Genomic DNA, 21,172 nt, shown 5'->3' on the forward strand with positions numbered 1-21,172 from the left:
CCGGCCGGACCTCCTGCACCTCGGGCACGAAGTGCCTGAGCAGGTTCTCGATCCCCTGCTTCAGCGTCGCGGTCGAGGACGGACAGCCCGAGCAGGCGCCCTTCATGTTGAGATAGACCACGCCCTCGCGGAAGCCGCGGAAGGTGATGTCGCCGCCGTCCATCGCGACGGCGGGACGAACGCGGGTCTCCAGCAGCTCCTTGATCGTGTCGACCGTCTCGGAGTCGGCGTCCTCGAAGAATTCGTCGCTCTCGTCGCTCGACGCAGATGACGCTCCCTCGGTCAGGAGCGGTTGGCCGGAGAGGTAGTGCTCCATGATCGCGCCGAGGATCGCGGGCTTGAGGTGCTGCCACTCGCCGCCGCCCGACTTCGTCACCGTCACGAAATCCCCGCCGTAGAACACGCCCGACACGCCGTCGATCGCGAACAGCTTCTGGGCGAGCGGCGACCGTTCCGCGTCCGCCGGCGTCTTGAGCTCAAGCGCGCCGCCGGGCAGCACCTCGCGGCCGGGCAGGAATTTGAGCGTCGCGGGGTTCGGGGTCGCTTCGGTCTGGATGAACATGCGCAAAACCTCTCGAATGACCTGACAGATGGGGGCTTTGCGGCGCCCGGTCAATCGCGCGCTCACGAAAGCGCGTCGATCTCCTGGTCGCTCAGATGCCCCGGCACGATCGCGATCGGGATCGGGAAGCCGCCGGCGGCCTCGCCAGCGATCGAGGCGACCAGCGGTCCCGGCCCCTTGGAGCTCTGGCTCGCGGCGAGCACCAGAAGCGCTATGTCCTGGTCCTCCTCGATCAGCCCGCTGAGCGCCTCAGCGCGCTCGCCCTGACGCACCACCGTCTCGGCCTCGACGCCGGCGATCTCGCGGGCTCGGGCCGAGAAGCGCGCGAGATGCGCCTTGGCTTCCGCCTCCTGCTCCTCGCGGGCGCGCTCGCCGACCCCGAACCAGTGCTGGAACTCGCCCGCCGAATAGGTCGCGAGCAGCGTCACGGTCGCCCCGACGCGCGCCGCGCGTCGCGTCGCGAAATAGAGCGCGCGGTCGGCCTCCGGCGCGTCGTCGACGACGACCAGGAATTTCGGCCGGTGCCCGGCCTCGTAGCAGCGGCGCGGCGCGCTCATGACGCGACGATGGCGGCTGGCGGGCGCCGACGCAACCGGCTCATGTCCGCCGCACGAAGCCGAGGATGTCCTTGACGTCGCCCATCGTCTCGGACGCGATCGCCTCGGCGCGCTCGGCGCCCCTGCCAAGCGTCCGGTCGATATGGCCGGGGTCGGCGACCAGACGCTTCATCTCGGCGGTGATCGGCGAGAGCTTCGCGACCGTGAGGTCGACCAGCGCCTGCTTGAACTGCGAGAACTGCGAACCGCCATGCTCGGCGAGCACACCCGCCGGGTCGCTGTCGGCGAGCGCGGCGTAGATGCCGACGAGATTGTCGGCCTCGGGCCGGTCCTTCAGCCCCTCGACCGCTTCGGGGAGGGGGAGAGGGTCGGTCTTGGCCTTGCGGATCTTCTGGGCGATCTGGTCGGCGTCGTCCGTGAGGTTGATGCGGCTCGCGTCCGAGGGTTCGGACTTCGACATCTTCTTGGAGCCATCGCGCAGCGACATCACGCGGGTCGCGGGGCCGGCGATCAGCGGCTCGGGCAGCGGGAAGAATTTTTCGGCCAGGCCGTGCTCGGCGATCGAGGCGGCGAAGTCGTTGTTGAACTTCTGGGCGATGTCACGCGCGAGTTCGAGATGCTGTTTCTGGTCCTCGCCGACCGGCACATGTGTCGCGCGATAGGCCAGGATGTCGGCCGCCATCAGGTTCGGATAGGCGTAGAGCCCGACCGACGCGTTCTCACGGTCCTTGCCGGCCTTCTCCTTGAACTGCGTCATGCGGTTCAGCCAGCCGAGGCGGGCCACGCAGTTGAACACCCAGGCGAGCTCGGCGTGCTGCGGAACCTGGCTCTGGTTGAAGACGATGTGCTTCTCGCCGTCGACGCCGGCGGCCAGGAACGCGGCCGCGACCTCGCGGATCGAGCGCTTCAGCTCCGCCGGGTCCTGCCAGACCGTGATGGCGTGGAGGTCGACCACGCAATAGAGGCAGTCGAAGCGATCCTGCAGCTCCACGAAGCGCTTGATGGCGCCGAGATAGTTGCCGAGATGGAGGTTTCCGGTCGGCTGGACGCCCGAAAACACCCGCTCCTGCGCATTCGCCATTGTTCTTCTGTTTGCCCCGTGAGCGACGGCGCGTTATGGCGTCGGTCCGGCGGCCACGCAAGGCCGCGCGTTCCCTTCCAACCGGATCGACAGGAGCTTCGACGCATGACCGCGCCCAGATATGACGTGCTCGGCATCGGCAACGCCATCGTCGACGTGATCGCCCGCGCCGACGAGGAGTTTCTGGTCCGCGAGGGTCTCTCCAAGGGCTCGATGACGTTGATCGACCAGGCGCGCGCCGAGGCGCTCTACGACATGATGGGACCGGCGACCGAGGCCTCCGGCGGCTCGGCCGCCAACACGCTGGCGGGGCTCGGCTCGTTCGGCGGCAAGGCGGCGTTCATCGGCAAGGTCAAGGCCGACCAGCTCGGCGAGGTCTTCCGCCACGACATCACGGCGATCGGCGTCGACTTCCCGACCCAGGGCGCGGACGACGGCGTCGCCACGGCGCGCTGCTTCATCCTGGTGACGCCCGACGGTGAGCGCACCATGTCGACCTATCTCGGCGCCTGCCAGGGCCTGAACGTCGAGGATATCGACGTCGCCGCGGTCGAGGCCGCGGCCGTCACCTATCTCGAAGGCTATCTGTGGGATCCGCCGGCCGCCAAGGAGGCGTTCCGCAAGGCGTCCGAGATCGCCCACAAGGTGGGCCGCAAGGTCGCGCTGTCGTTGTCCGACTCCTTCTGCGTCGACCGCTACCGCGCCGAGTTTCTCGATCTCGTGCGGACAGGGGTCGTCGACATCCTGTTCGCGAACGCGGGCGAGCTGAAGTCGCTCTACGAGACCGGCGACATCGAAGCGGCGCTCGCCGCGGTCGCTGGAGACGCGAAGCTCGCGGCGGTGACGCTCAGCGAGAAGGGCTGCGTCGTCATCGAGGGCGGGGAGCGCGTCGCGGTCCCCGCCGCGCCGGTCGAGGGCGGAATCGTCGATCTCACGGGCGCCGGCGACCTGTTCGCCGCGGGCTTCCTCTATGGCTATACGCACGGGCTGGGGCACAAGCGCTCAGCCGAGCTCGGCGCGCTCGCGGCGGCGGAGGTGATCTCCCACGTGGGCGCGCGGCCCCTCGTCTCGCTGAAGGAACTGGCGCAGGAGCGCGGGCTGGTCTGACGACGCGCGTCACCCCGGCCGAGCGGAGCGAGAGCCGGGATCGTCATCAGGACGTGCCGCGCGTCGTCGCGCCGTTCGGATCGCGATCCCGGATCGGCCTGATGGCTGTCCTGGATGACGTCCCGACTTGAGCCCATTGCGCCTTAGGTCGACGGCTGATTTTGTCCGGCGGCGATGACCCAGATCCCCGTCTTCGACGGCCACAACGACACGCTGCTGCGGCTCTGGCAGCGGCGCGAGCCCGATGGCGGCGCGCGCGCCTTCCTCGAGGGCGGAGAGGGCGGCCATATCGACCTGCCGAGGGCGCGCGAGGGCGGGTTGTTCGGCGGACTGTTCGCGATCTTCACGCCGTCGCGCCAACTCGGCGTCGACTACATGCGGATGATGCGGGAGGCGGCCTATGACGTGCCGACGCCCGAGCCGTTGCCGATCGCTGAGGCGCAAGCCGCGACGCTCGGCATGGCCGCGACCTTGTCGCGCGTCGCCCGCGCCTCCGGCGGCGGCGTCGCAATCTGCCGGAGCGTCGCGGAGATCCGGGACGCGAAGGCGCGCGGCGCGCTCGCGGCGGTCCTCCACATCGAGGGCGCGGAGGCGATCGCGCCGGATCTCGACGCGCTGCACGTGCTCCACGCGGCGGGGTTGCGCTCGGTCGGTCCGGTCTGGAGCCGTCCGAACGTGTTCGGCCACGGCGCGCCGTTCCGCTTCCCATCCTCGCCCGACGTCGGTCCGGGCTTGACGCAGGCCGGCAAGGCGCTGGTCCGCGAATGCGACGCGCTGAAGATCGTGATCGACCTCAGCCACCTCAACGAGGCCGGCTTCTGGGACGTCTCGAAGCTGTCGCGGGCCCCGCTGGTCGCGACCCATTCGAACGCCCACGCCGTCACGCCGCACGCCCGAAACCTCACGGACCGCCAGCTCGACGCGATCCGCGTCTCGGGCGGGCTCGTCGGCCTCAACCTTGCGACCTGCTTCCTACGTGAGGACGGCCGGATGCGCGCCGACACGCCGCTCACCGCGGCCGCGCGCCATCTCGACCACCTGATCGATCGGCTCGGCGAGGACCATGTCGGGCTGGGCTCGGATTTCGACGGCGCGGTCGTGCCCGAGGCGATCGGCGACGTCGCGGGGCTGCCGCATCTGTTCGAGGCGCTGAAGGCGCACGGCTTCGACGACGCGATCCTCGAAAAGATCGCGTGGCGGAACTGGCTCGACGTGCTGGCGCGCGTCTGGGGCGGCTAAAGCGCGCTGGGTCCGAATTCTCGGTCCGGGACGCCTGAGGCGACGACGGAACGCGGCCCGTCTCTCACTCCGCGGCTTGGCGCGGCGCCTCCGCCCGGCGACGCGCCCAGGGGCGCTTGCCGGCCGCGACCTCGTCCTGCTGCGACGAGCCGACCGGCTGCAGGTAGAACGGCACGTCCGGCCACTTGCCGGCGGCGAGCTGCTTGCGCGTGACCGGGTTCTGGACATCGAAGCTGTCGACGCCGCAGCGGCGCATCAGCGGCATCTGGTCGATCAGCACGTCGCCGGTCGCGCGGATCTCGCCGCCGAAGCCATGCCGTTCGCGTAAGAGACGCGCGGTCGACATCGAGCGGCCGTCCGAGAATTTTGGGAAGGACAGCACGACGAGCGTCACGCGGGTGAGGTGCGGGATCAGCTCGGACAGCGACTCGCCGGCGGCCACCAGCACGCCGAGCGGCGCGTTACGGTGGCCGAGGCCGTCGCGCTCGGCGAGGAAGCGCTCGAGCGGCAGAATAGCCGGGCCTTCGCCGACCGCCTCGTCCTCGGCCGTCATGGTCCATTCGTCGGTCTCGAACCGGCCGTTCCGCCAGAGCGGGCCTTCCGGGTCGGGCCGCGACGTCGCGGGCTCGGGATCGGGCACGCGGCGCAGATGGTCGCGCGAGCGCGCCGGCTGTGGGGCGGCGCCCGGACGATCGAGGATTTCAATGTCATCGAAAGCCTGGACGGCGGTGGTGGCGGCGACGGGCGGGGTCATATTCCGCTTCCCTCGTTCTCAAGCGCGTGGGTGACGTGGATTCCGCATTCGGTCTTGTTGAGGCCGCGCCAGCGGCCCGCGCGCGGGTCTTCGCCCGGCGCGACGCGGGTCGTGCAGGGCATGCAGCCGATCGACAGGAAGCCGTGTCGGACGAGCGGGTGCTCGGGCAGGCCGTGAGCTTCCCGGTAGTCCGCGACGTCCTTCGCCGACCAGTCGGCGAGCGGGTTGACCTTGATGCGCGGGCCGTCGGCCTCGAACAGCGGCAGGGCCGCGCGGGTCTCGCTCTGGAACCGCTTGCGGCCCGAGATCCAGGCTGGGAAGTCGCCGAGCGCCTGGGCGAGCGGCGCGACCTTGCGGATGCGGCAGCAAAGCTCCGGATTGGTCTGCCAGAGGAAATTCTCCGGATCGACGCGCTTCAGCCGCTCCGCGTCCGGCGTGACCGTGCGGACGTCGCTCAGGCTCAGGGTTTCGGCCAGCTCGACGCGGAAGCGCAGCGTCTCCTCGAACAGCTGGCCGGTGTCGATGAAGGTCACGGGCGTCAACCGGTCGACCTGCGAGACAAGGTGCAGCAGCACGGCGGCGTCGGCGCCGAAGCTCGACACGAGCGTGATGCGGCCGCGGAACAGCGTGCCGATCGCAGCCTGCAGCACCGTGCGCGCATCCTCGCCGCGGAAGCGGCGGTCGAGATGCGCGGCGAGCGAGGTCGCCCGCTCCGCGGCGCGCGCCTTGCTCACCTCCGGCAGAGGGAGGTCAGGCCGCTCCATAGAGCGCCTCCTTGAACGGCTTCTGGCCGAGGCGGCGCACAGCGGCGAGGAAGTTCTCGTCCGGTCCTTCGCGGAGCTTCAGATAGGTGTCGACCACGGTTTCGACGGCGTCGCCGACCTCGTCGGTCTTGAAGCCGGGGCCGACCAGCGTCCCGACCGCGGCGGTCTCGTCGGCCGAGCCGCCGAGCGTGATCTGGTAGACCTCCTCGCCGCGCTTATCGACACCGAGCAGGCCGATATGGCCGACATGGTGATGGCCGCAGGCGTTGATGCAGCCCGAGATCTTGATGCTGAGCTCGCCGATCTCCTCCTGCCGCTCAGGGCTTCCGAAGCGGTTCGACAGGTCCTGCGCGATGTTGATCGAGCGGGCGTTGGCGAGCGCACAATAGTCGAGGCCCGGGCAGGCGATGATGTCGGTGACGAGGCCGGCGTTGCCGGTTGCGAGGCCGTGCTCCGCCAGCGTCGCGTAGAGCGCCGGCATGTCGTCGAGCGCGACATGCGGCAGCACGAGGTTCTGCTCGTGGCTGACGCGGATTTCGGACTGGGAGTAGCGCTCGGCGAGATCGGCCACGACCTCCATCTGCTCGGCCGACGCGTCGCCCGGAATGCCGCCGATCGGCTTCAGCGAGACCGTGACGATCCCGTAGCCCGGCGCCTTGTGGGGCGAGACGTTGTTCTCGGCGAAGGCCGTGAATTCCCGGCTGTCGGCCTTGGCGGCCTCGAAGGCGCCGGAGCGGGCGGGCTTCTCGGCGAGTTCCGGCGCCGCAAAATAAGCGCGGATACGGTCGATCTCGTCCTCGGGCAGGCGCAGCAGGTCGGCCTTCAGGACCTCGGCGAACTCCGCCTCGATCTGGCGGGTGATTTCCTCGACGCCGGTCTCGTGGACCAGGATCTTGATGCGCGCCTTGAACTTGTTGTCGCGCCGCCCGTGCAGGTTGTAGACTCGCATGATCGCCTCGACATAGGCGAGCAGGTCCTCCTCGGGGAGGAAGTCCCGGACCTTGTGGGCGATCATCGGGGTTCGCCCCTGGCCGCCGCCGACGAACACCGCGAAGCCGAGCTCGCCTTCCGCGTTCCGCTTCAGCTGCAGCCCGATGTCATGGGTCTGCATCGCCGCGCGGTCGTGCTCGGCCGCGATCACGCAGAGCTTGAACTTCCGGGGCAGGAAGGAGAATTCGGGGTGGATCGACGACCACTGCCGGAGGATCTCGGCATAGGGGCGCGGGTCCGCGACCTCGTCCGCGGCCGCGCCGGCGAAGTGGTCCGACGTCACGTTGCGGATGCAGTTGCCGCTGGTCTGCAGCGCATGCATCTCGACCGAGGCCAGATCGGCGAGGATCGCGGGCACGTCCTTCAGCGCCGGCCAGTTGAACTGCAGGTTCTGGCGGGTGGTGAAATGCCCGTAGCCGCGGTCGTATTTGCGCGCGATCTGCGCGAGCATCCTCATCTGCTTCGCGGACAGCGTGCCGTACGGCACCGCGATCCGGAGCATGTAGGCGTGCAGCTGCAGATAGACTCCGTTCATCAGCCGGAGCGGCTTGAACTGGTCTTCGGTCAGCTCGCCCGACAGCCGCCGCTCGACCTGGTCGGCGAACTGCGCGACCCGGGCGCGGACGAAGTCGTGGTCGAACTCGTCGTAGCGATACATGCGAAACTCCTCAGGCGCCGAGAGGCCGCTCAAGGTCCACACGGACGCTGGGGCCACGGGCGCGAATGTCTTCCCTGACGCGGAGCGCGCGCAGACCATCGGGCTCGCGCTTCACGTCGATCGGATAGGCCTCGACGACGACCTGGGCGGCCTCCGCCGCCTTGCCGGCTGCAAGCGCGGCCTCGAGCGCCTCCGCGCCTTCGACGACGCGGGCGTCGTTCAGGCGCTCGCTCCAGCCGCCCGCGGAATCGAGATAGACCACGACGCCGTCGGTCAGCCGGTTGCCGGTGACGACCTGGGTGGCGGCGCGGGTCTTGGCCGCCGATTTCTGGATGGGCGCGGACATCGGTGACCTCTCAGGCGGCCGCGGTGTTGCGCGCGGCTTCGGGCGCGAGCGGCGACGCCGCGACATGCTCGGATTCGGCGAGCGCGCGGCCGATCAGGATGAGGACGGGACCGGTGACGTCGCCCCGCTCGGCAAGCGCCGGCAGGTCGCGCAACGTCCCGGTCAGGATGGTCTCGTCGGCGCGTGAGGCGTTCTCGACCGCGGCGACCGGCGTGCTGGGCGAAAGGCCCGCTTCGACGAGGCGCTCGGCGACCGCGCCGGCGACGCTGCGGCCCATATAGACCGCGACGGTGGCGCCCCCGAGCGCGAGGCCGGCCCAGTCGGGGAGGGTGCGGCCGTCGAGGTCGTGGCCGGTGGCGAAGACGAGGCTCGACGACACGCCGCGCAGCGTCAGCGGCGCCTTGGCGGACGCCGCGGCCGCGAAGGCCGCCGTCACGCCCGGCACGATCTCATGCGGGATTCCGGCTGCGGCGAGCGCCGCCATCTCCTCGCCGGCGCGGCCGAACACCATCGGATCGCCGCTCTTCAGCCGCACGATCCGGCGGCCGGCGCGCGCCTCGCGCACCAGGATGTCGCAGATCTCGGCCTGGGTGGCCTCATGACGGCCCTTACGCTTGCCGACCGAGATGCGCTCGGCGTCGCGGCGGCCCATGGCGATGACCTCGGACGGCACGAGGCTGTCGTGCACGATGACGTCGGCCTCCTGCAGGATGCGCTGGGCGCGGAGCGTCAGCAGATCGATCGCGCCGGGTCCCGCGCCAACCAGCCAGACGAAGCCCGCGACGTCGGGTTCGGCCGCCATCATGCGGATCGCCTCGGCGCGGGCGCCGGCCGCGTCGCCGGCGAGCGCGCGGGCCGCCACGGGGCCGTCGAACAGCGCCGCCCAGAAGCGACGACGCGCCTCTCCGCCCGGCAGTACGCGCGCGACGGTCGCGCGCAGGTTTTCGGCGAGCGACGCCAGACGGCCAAGCTCGGGCGCGAGCGAGGCTTCGATCTTGGCGCGCAGGTGCCGCGCAAGGACCGGAGCCGCGCCCTCGGTGCCAATCGCGACCGCGAGCGGCGCGCGGTTGACGAGCGCGGGCGTGATGAAGTCACAGAGGTCGGGTCGGTCCACGACGTTGACGGGAACGCGCGCGGCGCGCGCGGCCTCGGCGATCCCGCGGTCCGCCGCCTCGTCCTCGGTCGCGGCGAAGGCGAGCACGGCGCCCTCGAGATGCTGCGGCGCGAACGGCTCGTGAATAAGTTCGGCTCCCGCGCGCTCGGCGTCGGCGAGAAGTTCGGCGCCGGGCGCCTCCGCCACGACACGAAGCCGCGCCTCGGTCTCCGAAAGCAGGCGCACCTTCGCGGCCGCCGCCGAGCCCGGGCCCACGATGAGGACGATGCGGCCGGCGACCTTGTGGAAGGCCGGGAAGGAAGTCAGTCGGGCCATTTGAGAGCCACTCCAATCTTGGCCGGACAATGGTATTTCACATCGAGTTTGGCAAGTCTGTATATAAGTACAAAATATATACGTACTTTATCGGGTCGGATCGCTTTCGGTCTTGATTTTCGAGGGCTTTTTGACACCCTTGGTGCGACGTCCGAGCGTCACAGTCCGAAAGACGTAACGCCGCGGCTCGCCGTTTCGCCGCCGACTGCGTCCGAAACCGGGTGACGCATTGGTGAGGCGCGCGACTTACGCGCCCGGTTGCCCTTTGCCGCGGCGCACACTAAGACCGGAGCGGGGACGTCAAGATAGACACTGGGCGCGCGTCGCATCGATCGTGCGCGCCTTCTCGCGCAGGTGGCCTCTCATGTCTCCTCACGCCGCGTCCGCCAACCCGGTCCGGTCGCGGACGCTGGTCGCGTCCGTCGCTCTCGGCATCGTCGCCCTCTCGGCGCCGGCCTTCGGCCAGGGCGCGCCGGGGCCGATGCCGGTTTCGGTCGCGAACCCGATCAAGCGCCAGGTCGCCGACACCGCGGAGTTCACCGGCCGCTTCGAGGCGTCGGGCCTCGTCGAGGTCCGCGCGCAGGTCAGCGGCCAGCTGATGCAGGTCGCGTTCAAGGACGGCGCGGACGTCAAGACGGGTGATCTCCTCTTCAAGATCGATCCACGACCCTACGAGGCCGAGCTGACGCAGGCCGAGGCGAGCGTGATCACGGCGAAGACGCGGGTCGACCTGACCAAGTCCGACGTCGACCGGGCCAGGGATCTGCTGAGGACCGGCAACATCAGCGATCAGGTCGCACAGCAGCGCAACCAGGCCTATGGCGAGGCGCTCTCGACCCAGAGGTCGGCGGAAGCGGCCGTCGCGAACGCCAAGCTCAACCTCGAATGGACCAATGTCCGCGCGCCGATCGACGGACGCATCGGCCGCAAAATGGTCACGGAAGGCAATCTGATCGCCGCCGGCGCCGGGTCGACCGTGCTGACCACGATCGTCCAGACCAAGCCGATCTACTTCTATTTCGACGTCGATGAGCAGAGCTACCTCCGCTACATGGCCTATGTTCGCGAGGGCAAGCTCAAGGCGGACGACACCGGGACGCCGGTGCGCATCGCGCTGCCGAACGCGACCAACAAATTCGACATCGAGGGCCGGATCGACTTCGCCGACAACCAGCTCGACCAGCAGACCGGCACGCTGCGCCTGCGCGCCACAATTCCGAACGAGCAGGGCTTCCTGACGGCCGGTGTGTTCGGCCGCCTGCGCGTGCAGTCGAGCCCCGAATTCGAGGCGCTGCTGGTGCCCGACGAGGCGATCCTGTCCGACCAGACGCGCAAGATCGTCATGACGGTCGGCCCGGACAACAAGGTCGTGCCGAAGGTCGTCGTGCCGGGCCAGCTCAGTGACGGGCTCCGGGTGATCAAGTCTGGCCTGACCGCCGAGGACGTCGTGATCGTCAACGGCCTCATGCGCGCGCGACCGGGCTCCCAGGTCGTACCCCAGAAGGTCGATCCGACGAAGCCCGCTGGTCAGCAGGCCGCCGCGGCGCCGCAGAAGTAAGGGCGCCGGCTTATGGGTTTCGGACATTTCTTCGTCGACCGGCCGATCTTCGCGTCGGTCGTCTCGATCGTGCTGATGATCGTCGGCGGCGTCGCGCTCCTGAATCTGCCGATCGCGCAGTACCCTGAGATCGCCCCTCCGACGATCGCAGTGACCGCGCAGTATCCCGGCGCGAACGCCGAGACGATCGCGGAGACGGTCGCAGCTCCCCTCGAGCAGCAGATCAACGGCGTCGAGGGCATGATCTACATGAACTCGCTGGCCACCGGCGACGGCCAGCTGCAGCTCACGGTCACGTTCCAGCCCGGCACCAACCAGGACATCGCGCAGGTCCAGGTCCAGAACCGCGTGGGACAGGCGGACCCGCGCCTGCCGGAGGCGGTCAGGCGCAACGGCGTCCAGGTGAACAAGCGGTCGTCGGACTTCCTGATGGTCGTGAACCTGATCTCGCCCAAGAAGTCGCTCGACACCGTCTATCTCTCGAACTACGCGACCGTGAACGTGGTCGACGCGCTGAAGCGCATCGAGGGCGTCGGCGACATCCGCATCTTCGGCGAGCGCGAGCTGTCCTTGCGGGTTTGGCTCGATCCGAACAGGCTCGCGGCCTACGGGCTCGCGTCGGGGGACGTGGTCGCGGCCATCTCGGAGCAGAACGTCCAGGTCTCGGGCGGTTCGCTCGGCGCGCCGCCTTCGCCGCCCGGCACGACGTCGCAGATCACGGTGACGACGCAGGGGCGTTTCCAAGACCCCGAGCAATTCAAGCAGATCATCGTCCGAGCGACGCCTGACGGCCGGCTGCTGCGCGTCGGCGACGTCGCGCGCGTCGAGCTCGCCGCCCGGCAATATTCGTCGAACTCCTATCTCGGGGCGGACCCGACGGTCGGCATGGGCGTGTTCCAGCGTCCCGGCACCAACGCGACCGAGGCGGCCGAGCAGATCAAGGCCACGATGGAGACGCTGAAGGCGGCGTTCCCGGACGATCTCGAATACCGCATCGAGTACAATCCGACCGAGTTCATCAACGAGTCGATCGCGGCCGTCGAGGAGACGATCTACGAGGCGATCGCGCTCGTCGTGCTCGTCGTCTTCATCTTCCTGCAGTCATGGCGCGCCGCGATCATTCCGATCGCCGCCATCCCGGTCTCGCTGATCGCGACCTTCGCGGTCATGCAGGCCTTCGGGTTCTCGTTGAACATGCTGACTCTGTTCGGCCTGATCCTCGCGATCGGCATCGTGGTCGACGATGCGATCGTCGTGGTGGAGAACGTCGAGCGCAACATCGCGCTCGGAAAAACACCGCGCGAGGCCGCGCATGTGACGATGGACGAGGTCGGCGTCGCGGTCGTCGCGATCGCGCTCGTGCTCTGTGCGGTGTTCGTCCCGACCGCCTTCATCCCCGGCATCTCGGGCATCTTCTACCAGCAGTTCGCCCTGACCATCGCGACCGCCACCGTGCTGTCGGCCATCGTCTCGCTGACATTGTCGCCCGCGCTCTGCGCGATCCTGCTCAGGCCCCACCAACACGGCAAGAGGCGCAACCTCCTCGCCCGCGCCGGCGACCTGTTCAACCGGAACTTCGACCGCGGAGCGCATGGCTACAGCCGCTCGGTCGGCTGGATGGTGCGGCACAAGTCGATCTTCATGATCGCCTATGTCGTGCTGATCGGCGGCGCGATCTACATGTTCACGAGCGTGCCGCGCGGCTTCATCCCGCAGGCCGACCAAGGCTATGCGATCCTGGTCGTCCAATTGCCTGAAGGCGCGAGTCTCGAACGCACCGACGCCGTCGCGCGACGGGCGAGCGAGATCGCCCGCTCGGTGCCGGGCGTGAAGAACGCCGTGACGATCGCGGGCTTCTCGGGCGCGACCTTTTCGGCGGCCGCGAACGCCGCGACGAGCTTCATTATCTTCGAGCCGTTCGAGAAGCGCGTGGCGGCGGGCCCCTCGCAACGAGGCCCCGCCATCCTCGCCGAGGCGCAGAAGCGGCTGTTCCAGATCCAGGAGGCCTTCGTCATCGCGCTGCTGCCGCCGACCGTGCGCGGCATCGGCCAGGGCGGCGGCTTCAAGATGTACGTCCAGGACCGGACCAACATCGGCTTCGTCGCGCTCGAGGGCGCGGTCACCGAGATGATCCAGAAGGCGAACGCCAGCGGGCAGGTGACCGGCGTGTTCACCGCCTTCAACACGCGCGCGCCGCAGGTCTATCTCGACATCGACCGCGTCAAGGCGCAGCAGCTCAACGTCCCGATCCAGTCGATCTTCGACGCGCTGCAGTCGCTGCTCGGCCAAGCCTATGTCAACGACTTCACGGCTTTGGGCCGCACCTTCCAGGTCAACGCGCAGGCCGACGCGCCTTTCCGCGTCAGGCTGGCGGACGTCTACCAGTTCAAGGTGCGATCGACCAACGGCGCGCTGGTGCCGCTCGGCACGCTGATCACCGAGCGCAACCAGACCGGCCCCTACACGGTCGAGCGCGAGAACATCTACAACGCGATCGCGGTGCAGGGGAACGCGGCGCCGGGCGTCTCGACCGGCCAGGCGATCGCCTACATGGAGAACCTGTTCAAGCAGGTCGCGCCGCCCGGCGTGCAGTTCGAGTGGGTCGACCTCGCTTATCAGGAGAAGCTCGCGGGCAACACGGCGATCTTCGTGTTCGGCCTCGCCATCCTCTTCGTGTTCCTGTTCCTCGCCGCGCAGTATGAGAGCTGGGCGCTGCCGCTCGCCATCATCCTGATCACGCCGCTGTCGATGCTGGCGGCGCTGCTCGGCGTCGCGGGACGGGCGCAGGACAACAACATCCTGACCCAGATCGGGTTCATCGTGCTGATCGGTCTCGCGGCGAAAAACGCCATCCTGATCGTCGAGTTCGCCCGGCAACGCGAGGAGGAGGGCGAGGACCCGATGCGGGCCGCGGTCGACGCCTGCCGCGATCGCCTCCGGCCGATCATCATGACGTCGCTCGCCTTCTCGCTCGGCGTGGTGCCGCTCGCCTTCGCGACGGGCGCTGCGTCCGAACTCCGTCAGGCGATCGGGACCGCGGTGCTCGCCGGCATGATCGGCGTCACGATCCTCGGCCTGTTCCTGACGCCGGTGTTCTATGTGGGGATCCGCCAGATCGTGCAGCGCTTCTCGAAGAAGAGGGGCGACGAAAGCGGCGGGAGGAGCCCGGCGGACGGCGGCCACGGCGGGTCCGGCGGCTCCGGCGGCGTCGCCGAGGATCAGCCGAAGCGCGACGACGCCAAGGACATCCAGCCCGCGCCTGGCGGTCCGGCGCCGAACCCGGCCTAGGCGACGGTCGGGTTCGGCTCGACGGCCCGGCGCATCAGGCGCGCGGCGCGGTCGCCTCATAGGCGGCCGCGATTGCGAGCAGCTCCGCCTCGCCGCGCGGTCGGCCGATCAGCTGCACGCCCATCGGCCGGCCGTCCGGGTGGAAGCCGGCGGGGACGTTGACGGCCGGGAAGCCGGTGAGCGAGGCCGGCGCCGCGACCTCGAACCAGCGATGGTAGCTGTCCATCGCGCGGCCGGCGATCTCCTTCGGCCAGTCCCAGTCGACCGGGAACGGGAACACCTGCGCGCTCGGCAGCGCGAGGACGTCGTACGTCTCGAGCAGGCCGAGCGCGGTCTCGCGCCACTGCGAGCGGATCGCGGCCGCGGCTGCGACGTCGTCGGCGGAGAGCTTCGACGCCTCTTCGAGCTCCCATTGCATCTCGGGCTTCAACTGGGCGTAGGCCTTCGGGTCGCCGCGATAGAAGCCATGCGTGCCGAGCGCCGCGAACTGGCGCAGCCGCACGAAGGCGCGCCACAGGGCGGCGTAGTCGAAGGCGGGGATCAGCGTTTCGGTCCTCCAGCCGGCCGGCTCGAGGGCGGAGAGCGCCGCGGAGCAGAGGTCGAGCACGCCGGGCTCGGTCGGCAGCCGGCCTCCGAGATCGCCGAGCCAGGCCACGCGGGGAGCGGAGTCGGAGGTCTTGAGGGCTGCGTCGAAAAGCTCACCCAGCGCGAGCGGCGAGCGCGGATCGTAGCCCGCCATCACGGACAGCATCAGCGCGAGGTCGGCGACGCTGCGGGCCATTGGGCCGTCGGTCGACATCTGGGCGAAGAAACCGTCTTTCGACGGGACGTTCGGCACGCGTCCGAGCGACGGGCGCAGCCCGAAAACGTTGTTGAACGCGCCGGGATTGCGCAGCGACCCGCCGAAATCCGAGCCGTCGGCGACCGGCAGCATCCTGAGCGCGAGCGAGACCGCCGCGCCGCCGCTCGACCCCCCGGCGCTCAAGGCTGGATAGAAGGCGTTTTTCGTCCGGCCGAACACCGTGTTGTAGGTGTGGGAGCCGAGGCCGAACTCCGGCGTGTTGGTCTTGCCGATCAGGATCGCTCCAGCGGCGCGCACGCGCGCCACCATCAGGCTGTCCTCCGCGGGGACGAAGTCGGCGAACAGCGGGGAGCCGAAGGTCGTGCGCAGGCCTTTGGTCGGCTGCAGGTCCTTGAAGGCGACCGGCAGCCCGAGCAGCGCGTCGGTCGCTCCGAGCTTGCGCGCCTCGTCCGCGAGCGCCGCCTCGGCGAGGATGTCCTCACGCGGCCTGAGCGAGACGATCGCGTTGTGCTTGGGATTCTGGGCCTCGATCTGGTCGAGATGCGCGCTCACCACCTCGACGGACGACGTTTCGCCGCTTGTGAGCTTCGCCTGCAGTTCGACGGCCCCGAGGGCGCAAAGCTCCGGAATGGCGATGTCGGGCGCGACGAGGCGGCCCCTTGCGTCGAAGGCTGGGCGGACGGACGACACGGGAACCTCATGAGCGGCGGCAGGCGGGGACGGCTAGCATCTGCCATGCCATCCCGAGCCTGGGACGCCAACCCCCGCGCGGCCTTCAGTAGGCTCCGCCGCCAAGCGAGGCGAGAGGCGCCTCCAGCGGCGGGGGCGCGCCTTGCGCCATCGCGCAGACGTCGCCCGGCTGCCCGGCCGGCGCGAAGGCGTAGCGGCCGTCGCAGGCGAAGACGCGCGGCGGCTCGCCGGTCGCCTCAAAGATGTCGTGGCCGTGCTTCAAGTCGCGCCAGAACGCATAATTCGGGTTGTCGGCGTGGCGCGCCATGTTCTCTTCCGTCATCCGGAAGGGGAAGGCCTGGAACAGGATGACCTGCTGACCGCCCTGCATCGCCTCGCGGGTGAGTCCGTAGATCTCCTCGATCCGCTTGTGGGTCATGGCGTAGCAGCCGACCGAATTGCAGCCGCCATGGACCATCAGATGGCTGCCGGTCCGTCCCAGCGAACGGTCATACGCGTTCGGGAAGCCGATGTTGAAGGCCAGATGGTTGCGCGAGAACGGGTTCAGGCTCTTGGGCGAGATCGTGTAGAAGCCCTCCGGCGCCTGCCGGTCGCCCTCGCGGATCTTGGGCCCGAGCTTTCCGGAGAACTTGCAGATCGGATAGGTACGGAGCTTCTGGTAGCGGCCGGAGCGGTCCTGCTTCCAGACCTCGAGCACAGCCTCCTCCTTGAAGATCCGCATCAGGATCGGGGCCGACCGCTCCATGTCGTGGTCGCGCATCAGCCCGACGGTCGCGACCGTGACCGAGCCGGTCTTGACCTGCCGCTTGCCGCCGCCGCCCGCCGACGAACAGCCGGCGAGGGCGATCGCGATGAGGAGAAGGCCGGAAAGCCCGAAAAGGCTCCGGCGCGGCGACGCTGTGCTCATGTCGTCGACGACGCTCCGCGTTTACGCGGACCCAAACAAGCGAACCGCGCCGCCCAACACTGGCGGGCGCCGCGGCGCGCAGGTCCTGCAGATCGCGGCATGCTGGGCCGAATTCGCTAACGCGGAATGAAGGCGCGTCGCGCAGGGCCCTGGCGGCGTGCTATCGGCGTCCGGCAGGAGATGAGGAACGCGCGTATGGAGATCGACATCCCGGAGGTCGTGGCCGAGGTCGAGGCCGCGTTCGCGCGCTACGAGGCGGCGCTCACGGGCAACGACGTGGCCACGCTCGAGGCGCTGTTCCGGGACGATCCGCGCACGATCCGCTACGGCGCGACCGAGAACCTCTATGGCATGGACGAGATCCGCGCGTTTCGGCGCGCGCGGCCGTCGGCCGGCCTGATGCGCAGCCTCGAGCGGCCGGTGATCACGACCTACGGCCGCGATTTCGCGACCGCCTGCACGCTGTTCCGCCGCGAGGGCGCGCCGGGGAAGATCGGCCGCCAGACCCAGAGCTGGGTCCGCTTCCCCGACGGCTGGAAGGTCGCCGCCGCCCATGTCAGCGTCATCGACGAGACCTGAGCGGCCGCTCCTGGTCAGTAGCGCTTGTAGCTGAGGAACTTACCGGACATCTGGAGCTTCACGCGGTCGCCCTTCTGGTCGGGCTGGCGCTCCATCGTCATGTCGAAGTCGATCGCCGACATGATGCCGTCGCCGAACTCCTCCTGGATCAGCTCCTTCCAGGTCGTGCCATAGACCATGACGAGCTCGTAGAAGCGGTAGATCAGCGGGTCGGTCGGCGGGATCTCGGTGAGCGAGCCGCGATAGGGGATCTCGGTCAGCAGGATCTGGGCCTCTTCCGGCAGGCCGAACAGTTCGGCGGCCTTGGCGGCCTCGTTGGGCTCGAGCCGCATCTGGCCGAGCAGGGCCGCGGTCACCACGATCGGCGAGGTCGAGACCGACACCTTCTCGTGGATGTCCTTCCAGGTCAGCCCCTTCATCCGCTTGGCGGACAGGACGAGTTCGGTCACTTCGGCGCGGTCCATGGCGCAGATCTCCTCTTTGGCGGCGCAGATTCTTTTCAGGCCGAGGCGGCTTTGGGCGGCTCGGTTTCGACGGCTGTCGGCTTGGCGCCCGGGCGCACGACCGGCGGATGTCTCGGGTCGTAGCCCTTGGCCCCGATCTCGGACGCGAAGGTCTTCGAGCGGGTGACCAGGAAGTCGAGCAGGTGGTTCCTGAGTGCGTAGTAATTGGCGTGCTTGTGGATGTCGGTCCTCTGACGATCCTTCGGCAGCGTGTTCTCCACGATCTCTGCGATCTTGGCCTCCGGGCCGTTGGTCATCAGCACGATCCGGTCGGCGAGCAGCATCGCCTCGTCGATGTCGTGGGTGATCATGAAGACGGTCTGCTCGGTCGCGGTGCAGATGCGGCGCACCTCGTCCTGCAGGCTCCCTCGCGTCAGCGCGTCGAGCGCCGAGAACGGCTCGTCCATCAACAGCATCTTGGGCTCGATCGCGAGCGCGCGGGCGATGCCGACGCGCTGCTTCATGCCGCCCGAGAGCTCTGCGGGCTTCTTGTGCTCGGAGCCCGTGAGATGCACGACGTCGATATATTTCTGGCAGTGCGCGCGCACCTTGTCCTTGCGCCAGTCCGGCCGGCGCGAGGTGACCGCGAAGGCGACGTTCTGCATCACGGTCATCCAAGGCAGCAGCGAATGGCCCTGGAAGATCACGGCGCGGTCGAGGCTCGGGCCGGAGATCTCCCGTCCGTCGACGATCACGACCCCGGCCGATGGCTGGTCGAGCCCCGCCAGCACATTGAGGATCGTGGTCTTGCCGCAGCCCGAATGGCCGATCAGGCAGACGAACTCGCCCTTCCGGATCGGCAGCCAGACGTCCTGGAACACGGTGGTCTCGCCGCCGCCATGCTTCGGATAGCGCCGGGCGAGCGCTTCGATGGAGATGAGGGGTTTGGTCATGAGCGGGCCCTCGTCATGCCCGGGCTTGACCCGGGCATCCATCCCGACCGCGTCCGCGGTCGATGGGTCCTCGGGTCAAGCCCGAGGACGACGACGGCGTGCGAGATCAGCCGACTGGTCATCGCCGTCACTCCCGGTAGGCCACGAGGCGCGCCGTGCGGGCGAGCGCGACGTCGAGGATCATGCCGACCAGCCCGATCAGCAGGATCGCGGTCAGGATGTTGCCGATCGAGAGGTTGTTCCACTCGTTCCAGACGAAGTAGCCGATGCCGGTCCCGCCAACGAGCATCTCGGCGGCCACGATGACCAGCCAGGCGATGCCGATCGAGATCCGCATGCCGGTCATGATGGTCGGGGCGGCGGCGGGCAGGATCACCCGGAACGCCTTGCGCAGCGGTCCGACCTCGAGCGTCGCGGCGACGTTCAGCCACTCCTTTCGCACGCTCGCGACCCCGAACGCCGTGTTGATCAGCATCGGCCAGAGCGAGCAGATGAAGATCACGAACACCGCCGATATGCCCGAATCCTTGATCGTGTAGAGCGCGAGCGGCATCCAGGCCAAAGGCGAGATTGGCTTGAGGATCTGAATGAACGGGTCGAGCGCCCGGTAGACCAGCGGCGACATGCCGATCAGAAAGCCGAGCGGGATCGCGACCAGCGCCGCCAGCCCGTAGCCGACGAGCACGCGGCCGAGCGAATAGGCGAGCTGGATGCCGACGCCCTGGTCGTTCGCCCCGCGGACGTAGAACGGGTCCTTGAGGTGTTTCCAGAGCGTCGCCCCGACGTCGGCCGGCGTCGGGAAGGCGCTCTTCTGCCCTTCGGCCGCGGAGCCCGAGACCAGCGCGGCGTATTCCGGATCGACGTCGCCGGCCGCCCCCGTCGTGGGCAGCGTGGCGAAATGCCAGGCGCCGATCAGCCCTGCGAGGATCGCGAGCGACAGGATCGCTGCGCGTAGGGAGAGCGACCGCTCCATGATCAGGCCCGCTTGATCGCGAAGGACTCGACGTATTCCGCCGGCTTCGCGGGATCGAAGGGCTTGCCCATCACCGAGAAGGTCTTGGTCGTCGAAGTCGGCGGCGTCAGCCCCGCCTCGGCCATCAGTTTGGCAGCGTCGGTCGCCAGGAACACGTCCTTGGCCACCTTGGCGTAGTCGACCTCGCCCTTGATCTGCCCCCAGCGCTTCATCTGGGTGAGGATCCAGACCGCGAAGCTTTCATAGGGGAACGGGTCGAACGCGATGCGGTTCGGGTCCTTCATCACCTTGCCAAGGCCGTCCGCGAAGGTGCCGGTCAGCACCTGCTCCACCACGGTCTGGGGCTGGTTGAGATAGTTGGTCGGCGCGATGGCCTCGGCGATCTGCTTGCGGTTCTCGGGCTTCTGCGCGAAGGCGGTGGCCTCGATGATGGCCTTGAGCAACGCCTGGTAGGCGCCGGGCATCTCGGTCACGAACTGCTTCGAGGCCGAGAATGCGCAGCAGGGATGGCCGTTCCAGATCTCCTTCGACAGAATGTGGATGAAGCCCACTCCGTCATAGACGGCGCGCTGGTTCACGGGATCTGGCGCGAGGAAGCCGTCGATGTTGTCGGCGCGCAGGTTCGCGACCATCTCGGGCGGCGGCACGGCGCGGATCTGCACGTCCTTGTCCGGGTCGACGCCGGCCTCCGCGAGATAGTAGCGCAGCAGGTAGTTGTGCATCGAGTAGTCGAAGGGCACGGCGAACTTCATGCCCTTCCAGTCCTTCGGGTCGCGCCTGTCCTTGTGCTTGACCGCGAGGGTGATGGCCTGGCCGTTGATGTTCTCGACCGCCGGCATCGTCCAGGGGATCGGGTTCGATCCTGCGCCGATCGAGATCGCGAGCGGCATGGGCGAGAGCATGTGGGCGGCGTCGTATTCCTTGTTGATCGCCTTGTCGCGGATCACCGCCCAGCCGGCGGTCTTCACCACGTCGACGTTCAGCCCCTGCTTCTCATAGAAGCCCATGGGCTTGGCCATGATGATCGGGGTCGCGCAGGTGATCGGGATGAACCCGACCTTGAGGTCTTTCTTCTCGATCGGCATCCCCTGAGCGAAGACTTCCGTGGCGGTCGCGAGCGGGAACAGCGCGTTGACGGCCGCGATCGCGGTTCCGGCGCCGACGGCGCCGAGGAAGGCGCGGCGGGTGGCGTCCTCCGGAAACAGCGCCCGCATCACCGCGCCCTCGACCATGCGCTGCGCGCGCCCGTCCGACGTCGCCGGATCGGCCGCATGCTCGGCCTCGCTCGCATGGCGTCCGCAGGAGCAGCCCGGCGTCAGGCGATGACGGGCGTCGAAGGGGTCTTTGAAAGCGGTCATCGGCGGCGGCTCCGGTGGCGACGCCGCTCGCCTTGCGAACGCTGTGCCAACCGGTCGGACGCTCCGTTCCTCGGCCTTTCACTCAATCGGGATCGATGACGATATCTCGTCATTCACGATATTTCGTGAGATAG

At 68.7% G+C, this 21,172-nt stretch carries 19 protein-coding genes; 5 read left to right on the forward strand and 14 right to left on the reverse strand.

Annotation, left to right across the window (positions count from 1 at the left end; genetic code table 11):
* The 3 genes from EK403_RS19980 to trpS form a co-directional block, all read right to left on the reverse strand.
* Positions 1-562 (reverse strand): NifU family protein (locus EK403_RS19980; RefSeq protein ID WP_164919689.1); only part of this gene is annotated, 562 nt, incomplete at its 3' end.
* A gap of 62 nt (positions 563-624) precedes the next feature.
* Positions 625-1,119 carry a universal stress protein gene (locus EK403_RS19985; RefSeq protein ID WP_128779221.1) on the reverse strand — a complete coding sequence of 165 codons (495 nt, stop codon included), beginning with the start codon at positions 1,117-1,119 and terminating at the stop codon, positions 625-627.
* Between the two features lie 40 nt (positions 1,120-1,159).
* The gene (gene trpS, locus EK403_RS19990; RefSeq protein ID WP_128779222.1) at positions 1,160-2,200 is read right to left on the reverse strand and encodes a tryptophan--tRNA ligase; all 1,041 of its coding nucleotides are present in this window, start codon (positions 2,198-2,200) and stop codon (positions 1,160-1,162) included.
* A 105-nt stretch (positions 2,201-2,305) separates the two neighbouring features.
* On the opposite strand from trpS, the gene EK403_RS19995 reads away from it, so the two are divergent.
* The gene (locus tag EK403_RS19995) at positions 2,306-3,307 is read left to right on the forward strand and encodes an adenosine kinase (RefSeq protein WP_128779223.1); all 1,002 of its coding nucleotides are present in this window, start codon (positions 2,306-2,308) and stop codon (positions 3,305-3,307) included.
* 174 nt (positions 3,308-3,481) lie between these two features.
* Positions 3,482-4,546 (forward strand): dipeptidase, encoded by a 1,065-nt coding sequence (locus EK403_RS20000; RefSeq protein ID WP_128779224.1) that lies wholly within the window; start codon positions 3,482-3,484, stop codon positions 4,544-4,546.
* Between the two features lie 64 nt (positions 4,547-4,610).
* Here EK403_RS20000 and EK403_RS20005 read toward each other — a convergent pair whose 3' ends face one another.
* From EK403_RS20005 to cysG, 5 genes are read right to left on the reverse strand one after another with little or no spacing between them, the layout of a single operon-like run.
* Positions 4,611-5,300: a DUF934 domain-containing protein gene (locus tag EK403_RS20005; protein ID WP_128779225.1), complete on the reverse strand. Its 690-nt coding sequence runs from the start codon at positions 5,298-5,300 to the stop codon at positions 4,611-4,613.
* Positions 5,297-6,064: a phosphoadenylyl-sulfate reductase gene (locus EK403_RS20010; RefSeq protein WP_128779226.1), complete on the reverse strand. Its 768-nt coding sequence runs from the start codon at positions 6,062-6,064 to the stop codon at positions 5,297-5,299. The genes EK403_RS20005 and EK403_RS20010 overlap by 4 nt, the downstream gene beginning before the upstream one ends.
* On the reverse strand, positions 6,051-7,712 hold the full coding sequence (locus EK403_RS20015; protein ID WP_128779227.1) for a nitrite/sulfite reductase: 1,662 nt from the start codon (positions 7,710-7,712) through the stop codon (positions 6,051-6,053). Before EK403_RS20015 ends, EK403_RS20010 begins: the two co-directional genes overlap by 14 nt.
* A 10-nt stretch (positions 7,713-7,722) precedes the next feature.
* A complete protein-coding gene (locus EK403_RS20020) occupies positions 7,723-8,058 on the reverse strand; it encodes a DUF2849 domain-containing protein (RefSeq protein WP_128779228.1) in 336 nt (111 codons plus the stop codon).
* A 10-nt stretch (positions 8,059-8,068) separates the two neighbouring features.
* Positions 8,069-9,487 carry a siroheme synthase CysG gene (cysG, locus tag EK403_RS20025; protein WP_128779229.1) on the reverse strand — a complete coding sequence of 473 codons (1,419 nt, stop codon included), beginning with the start codon at positions 9,485-9,487 and terminating at the stop codon, positions 8,069-8,071.
* 364 nt (positions 9,488-9,851) lie between these two features.
* Between cysG and EK403_RS20030 the strand changes: the two genes are divergently transcribed.
* Positions 9,852-11,045, forward strand: coding sequence for an efflux RND transporter periplasmic adaptor subunit (locus EK403_RS20030; protein WP_128779230.1), 1,194 nt, complete (start codon positions 9,852-9,854; stop codon positions 11,043-11,045).
* 12 nt (positions 11,046-11,057) lie between these two features.
* Positions 11,058-14,333 (forward strand): efflux RND transporter permease subunit, encoded by a 3,276-nt coding sequence (locus tag EK403_RS20035; protein WP_128779231.1) that lies wholly within the window; start codon positions 11,058-11,060, stop codon positions 14,331-14,333.
* Between the two features lie 34 nt (positions 14,334-14,367).
* On the opposite strand, the gene EK403_RS20040 is transcribed toward EK403_RS20035, so the two are convergent.
* Complete coding sequence (locus tag EK403_RS20040) at positions 14,368-15,825, reverse strand: amidase (protein ID WP_164919690.1); 1,458 nt, start codon at positions 15,823-15,825, stop codon at positions 14,368-14,370.
* A gap of 85 nt (positions 15,826-15,910) precedes the next feature.
* Positions 15,911-16,732: a L,D-transpeptidase family protein gene (locus EK403_RS20045; protein WP_206659597.1), complete on the reverse strand. Its 822-nt coding sequence runs from the start codon at positions 16,730-16,732 to the stop codon at positions 15,911-15,913.
* A gap of 195 nt (positions 16,733-16,927) precedes the next feature.
* Here EK403_RS20045 and hpxZ point away from each other — a divergent pair, with 195 nt between their 5' ends.
* Complete coding sequence (gene hpxZ / locus EK403_RS20050) at positions 16,928-17,311, forward strand: oxalurate catabolism protein HpxZ (RefSeq protein WP_128779232.1); 384 nt, start codon at positions 16,928-16,930, stop codon at positions 17,309-17,311.
* A 14-nt stretch (positions 17,312-17,325) separates the two neighbouring features.
* On the opposite strand, the gene cynS is transcribed toward hpxZ, so the two are convergent.
* The 4 genes from cynS to EK403_RS20070 form a co-directional block, all read right to left on the reverse strand.
* On the reverse strand, positions 17,326-17,775 hold the full coding sequence (gene cynS, locus EK403_RS20055) for a cyanase (protein WP_128779233.1): 450 nt from the start codon (positions 17,773-17,775) through the stop codon (positions 17,326-17,328).
* 35 nt (positions 17,776-17,810) lie between these two features.
* Complete coding sequence (locus EK403_RS20060) at positions 17,811-18,707, reverse strand: ABC transporter ATP-binding protein (RefSeq protein ID WP_128779234.1); 897 nt, start codon at positions 18,705-18,707, stop codon at positions 17,811-17,813.
* A 127-nt stretch (positions 18,708-18,834) separates the two neighbouring features.
* The gene (ntrB, locus tag EK403_RS20065; RefSeq protein WP_128779235.1) at positions 18,835-19,680 is read right to left on the reverse strand and encodes a nitrate ABC transporter permease; all 846 of its coding nucleotides are present in this window, start codon (positions 19,678-19,680) and stop codon (positions 18,835-18,837) included.
* A 2-nt stretch (positions 19,681-19,682) separates the two neighbouring features.
* Entirely contained in the window at positions 19,683-21,038 is a 1,356-nt protein-coding gene (locus EK403_RS20070) for a CmpA/NrtA family ABC transporter substrate-binding protein (protein WP_128779236.1), read from the reverse strand.
* Positions 21,039-21,172 lie beyond the last annotated feature (134 nt).

Source organism: Hansschlegelia zhihuaiae (assembly GCF_004103825.1).
GTDB lineage: Bacteria > Pseudomonadota > Alphaproteobacteria > Rhizobiales > Methylopilaceae > Methylopila > Methylopila zhihuaiae.

Coding starts and splice junctions, on each gene's coding strand:
- EK403_RS19995 (WP_128779223.1), top strand. CDS start 2,306: ATGACCGCGCCCAGATATGACGTGCTCGGCATCGGCAACGCCATCGTC.
- EK403_RS20035 (WP_128779231.1), top strand. CDS start 11,058: ATGGGTTTCGGACATTTCTTCGTCGACCGGCCGATCTTCGCGTCGGTC.
- EK403_RS20010 (WP_128779226.1), bottom strand. CDS start 6,064: ATGGAGCGGCCTGACCTCCCTCTGCCGGAGGTGAGCAAGGCGCGCGCC.
- trpS (WP_128779222.1), bottom strand. CDS start 2,200: ATGGCGAATGCGCAGGAGCGGGTGTTTTCGGGCGTCCAGCCGACCGGA.
- hpxZ (WP_128779232.1), top strand. CDS start 16,928: ATGGAGATCGACATCCCGGAGGTCGTGGCCGAGGTCGAGGCCGCGTTC.
- EK403_RS20020 (WP_128779228.1), bottom strand. CDS start 8,058: ATGTCCGCGCCCATCCAGAAATCGGCGGCCAAGACCCGCGCCGCCACC.
- EK403_RS20030 (WP_128779230.1), top strand. CDS start 9,852: ATGTCTCCTCACGCCGCGTCCGCCAACCCGGTCCGGTCGCGGACGCTG.
- EK403_RS20045 (WP_206659597.1), bottom strand. CDS start 16,732: ATGAGCACAGCGTCGCCGCGCCGGAGCCTTTTCGGGCTTTCCGGCCTT.
- EK403_RS20005 (WP_128779225.1), bottom strand. CDS start 5,300: ATGACCCCGCCCGTCGCCGCCACCACCGCCGTCCAGGCTTTCGATGAC.
- EK403_RS20070 (WP_128779236.1), bottom strand. CDS start 21,038: ATGACCGCTTTCAAAGACCCCTTCGACGCCCGTCATCGCCTGACGCCG.
- EK403_RS20000 (WP_128779224.1), top strand. CDS start 3,482: ATGACCCAGATCCCCGTCTTCGACGGCCACAACGACACGCTGCTGCGG.
- ntrB (WP_128779235.1), bottom strand. CDS start 19,680: ATGGAGCGGTCGCTCTCCCTACGCGCAGCGATCCTGTCGCTCGCGATC.
- cysG (WP_128779229.1), bottom strand. CDS start 9,487: ATGGCCCGACTGACTTCCTTCCCGGCCTTCCACAAGGTCGCCGGCCGC.
- EK403_RS19985 (WP_128779221.1), bottom strand. CDS start 1,119: ATGAGCGCGCCGCGCCGCTGCTACGAGGCCGGGCACCGGCCGAAATTC.
- EK403_RS20060 (WP_128779234.1), bottom strand. CDS start 18,707: ATGACCAAACCCCTCATCTCCATCGAAGCGCTCGCCCGGCGCTATCCG.
- cynS (WP_128779233.1), bottom strand. CDS start 17,775: ATGGACCGCGCCGAAGTGACCGAACTCGTCCTGTCCGCCAAGCGGATG.
- EK403_RS20015 (WP_128779227.1), bottom strand. CDS start 7,712: ATGTATCGCTACGACGAGTTCGACCACGACTTCGTCCGCGCCCGGGTC.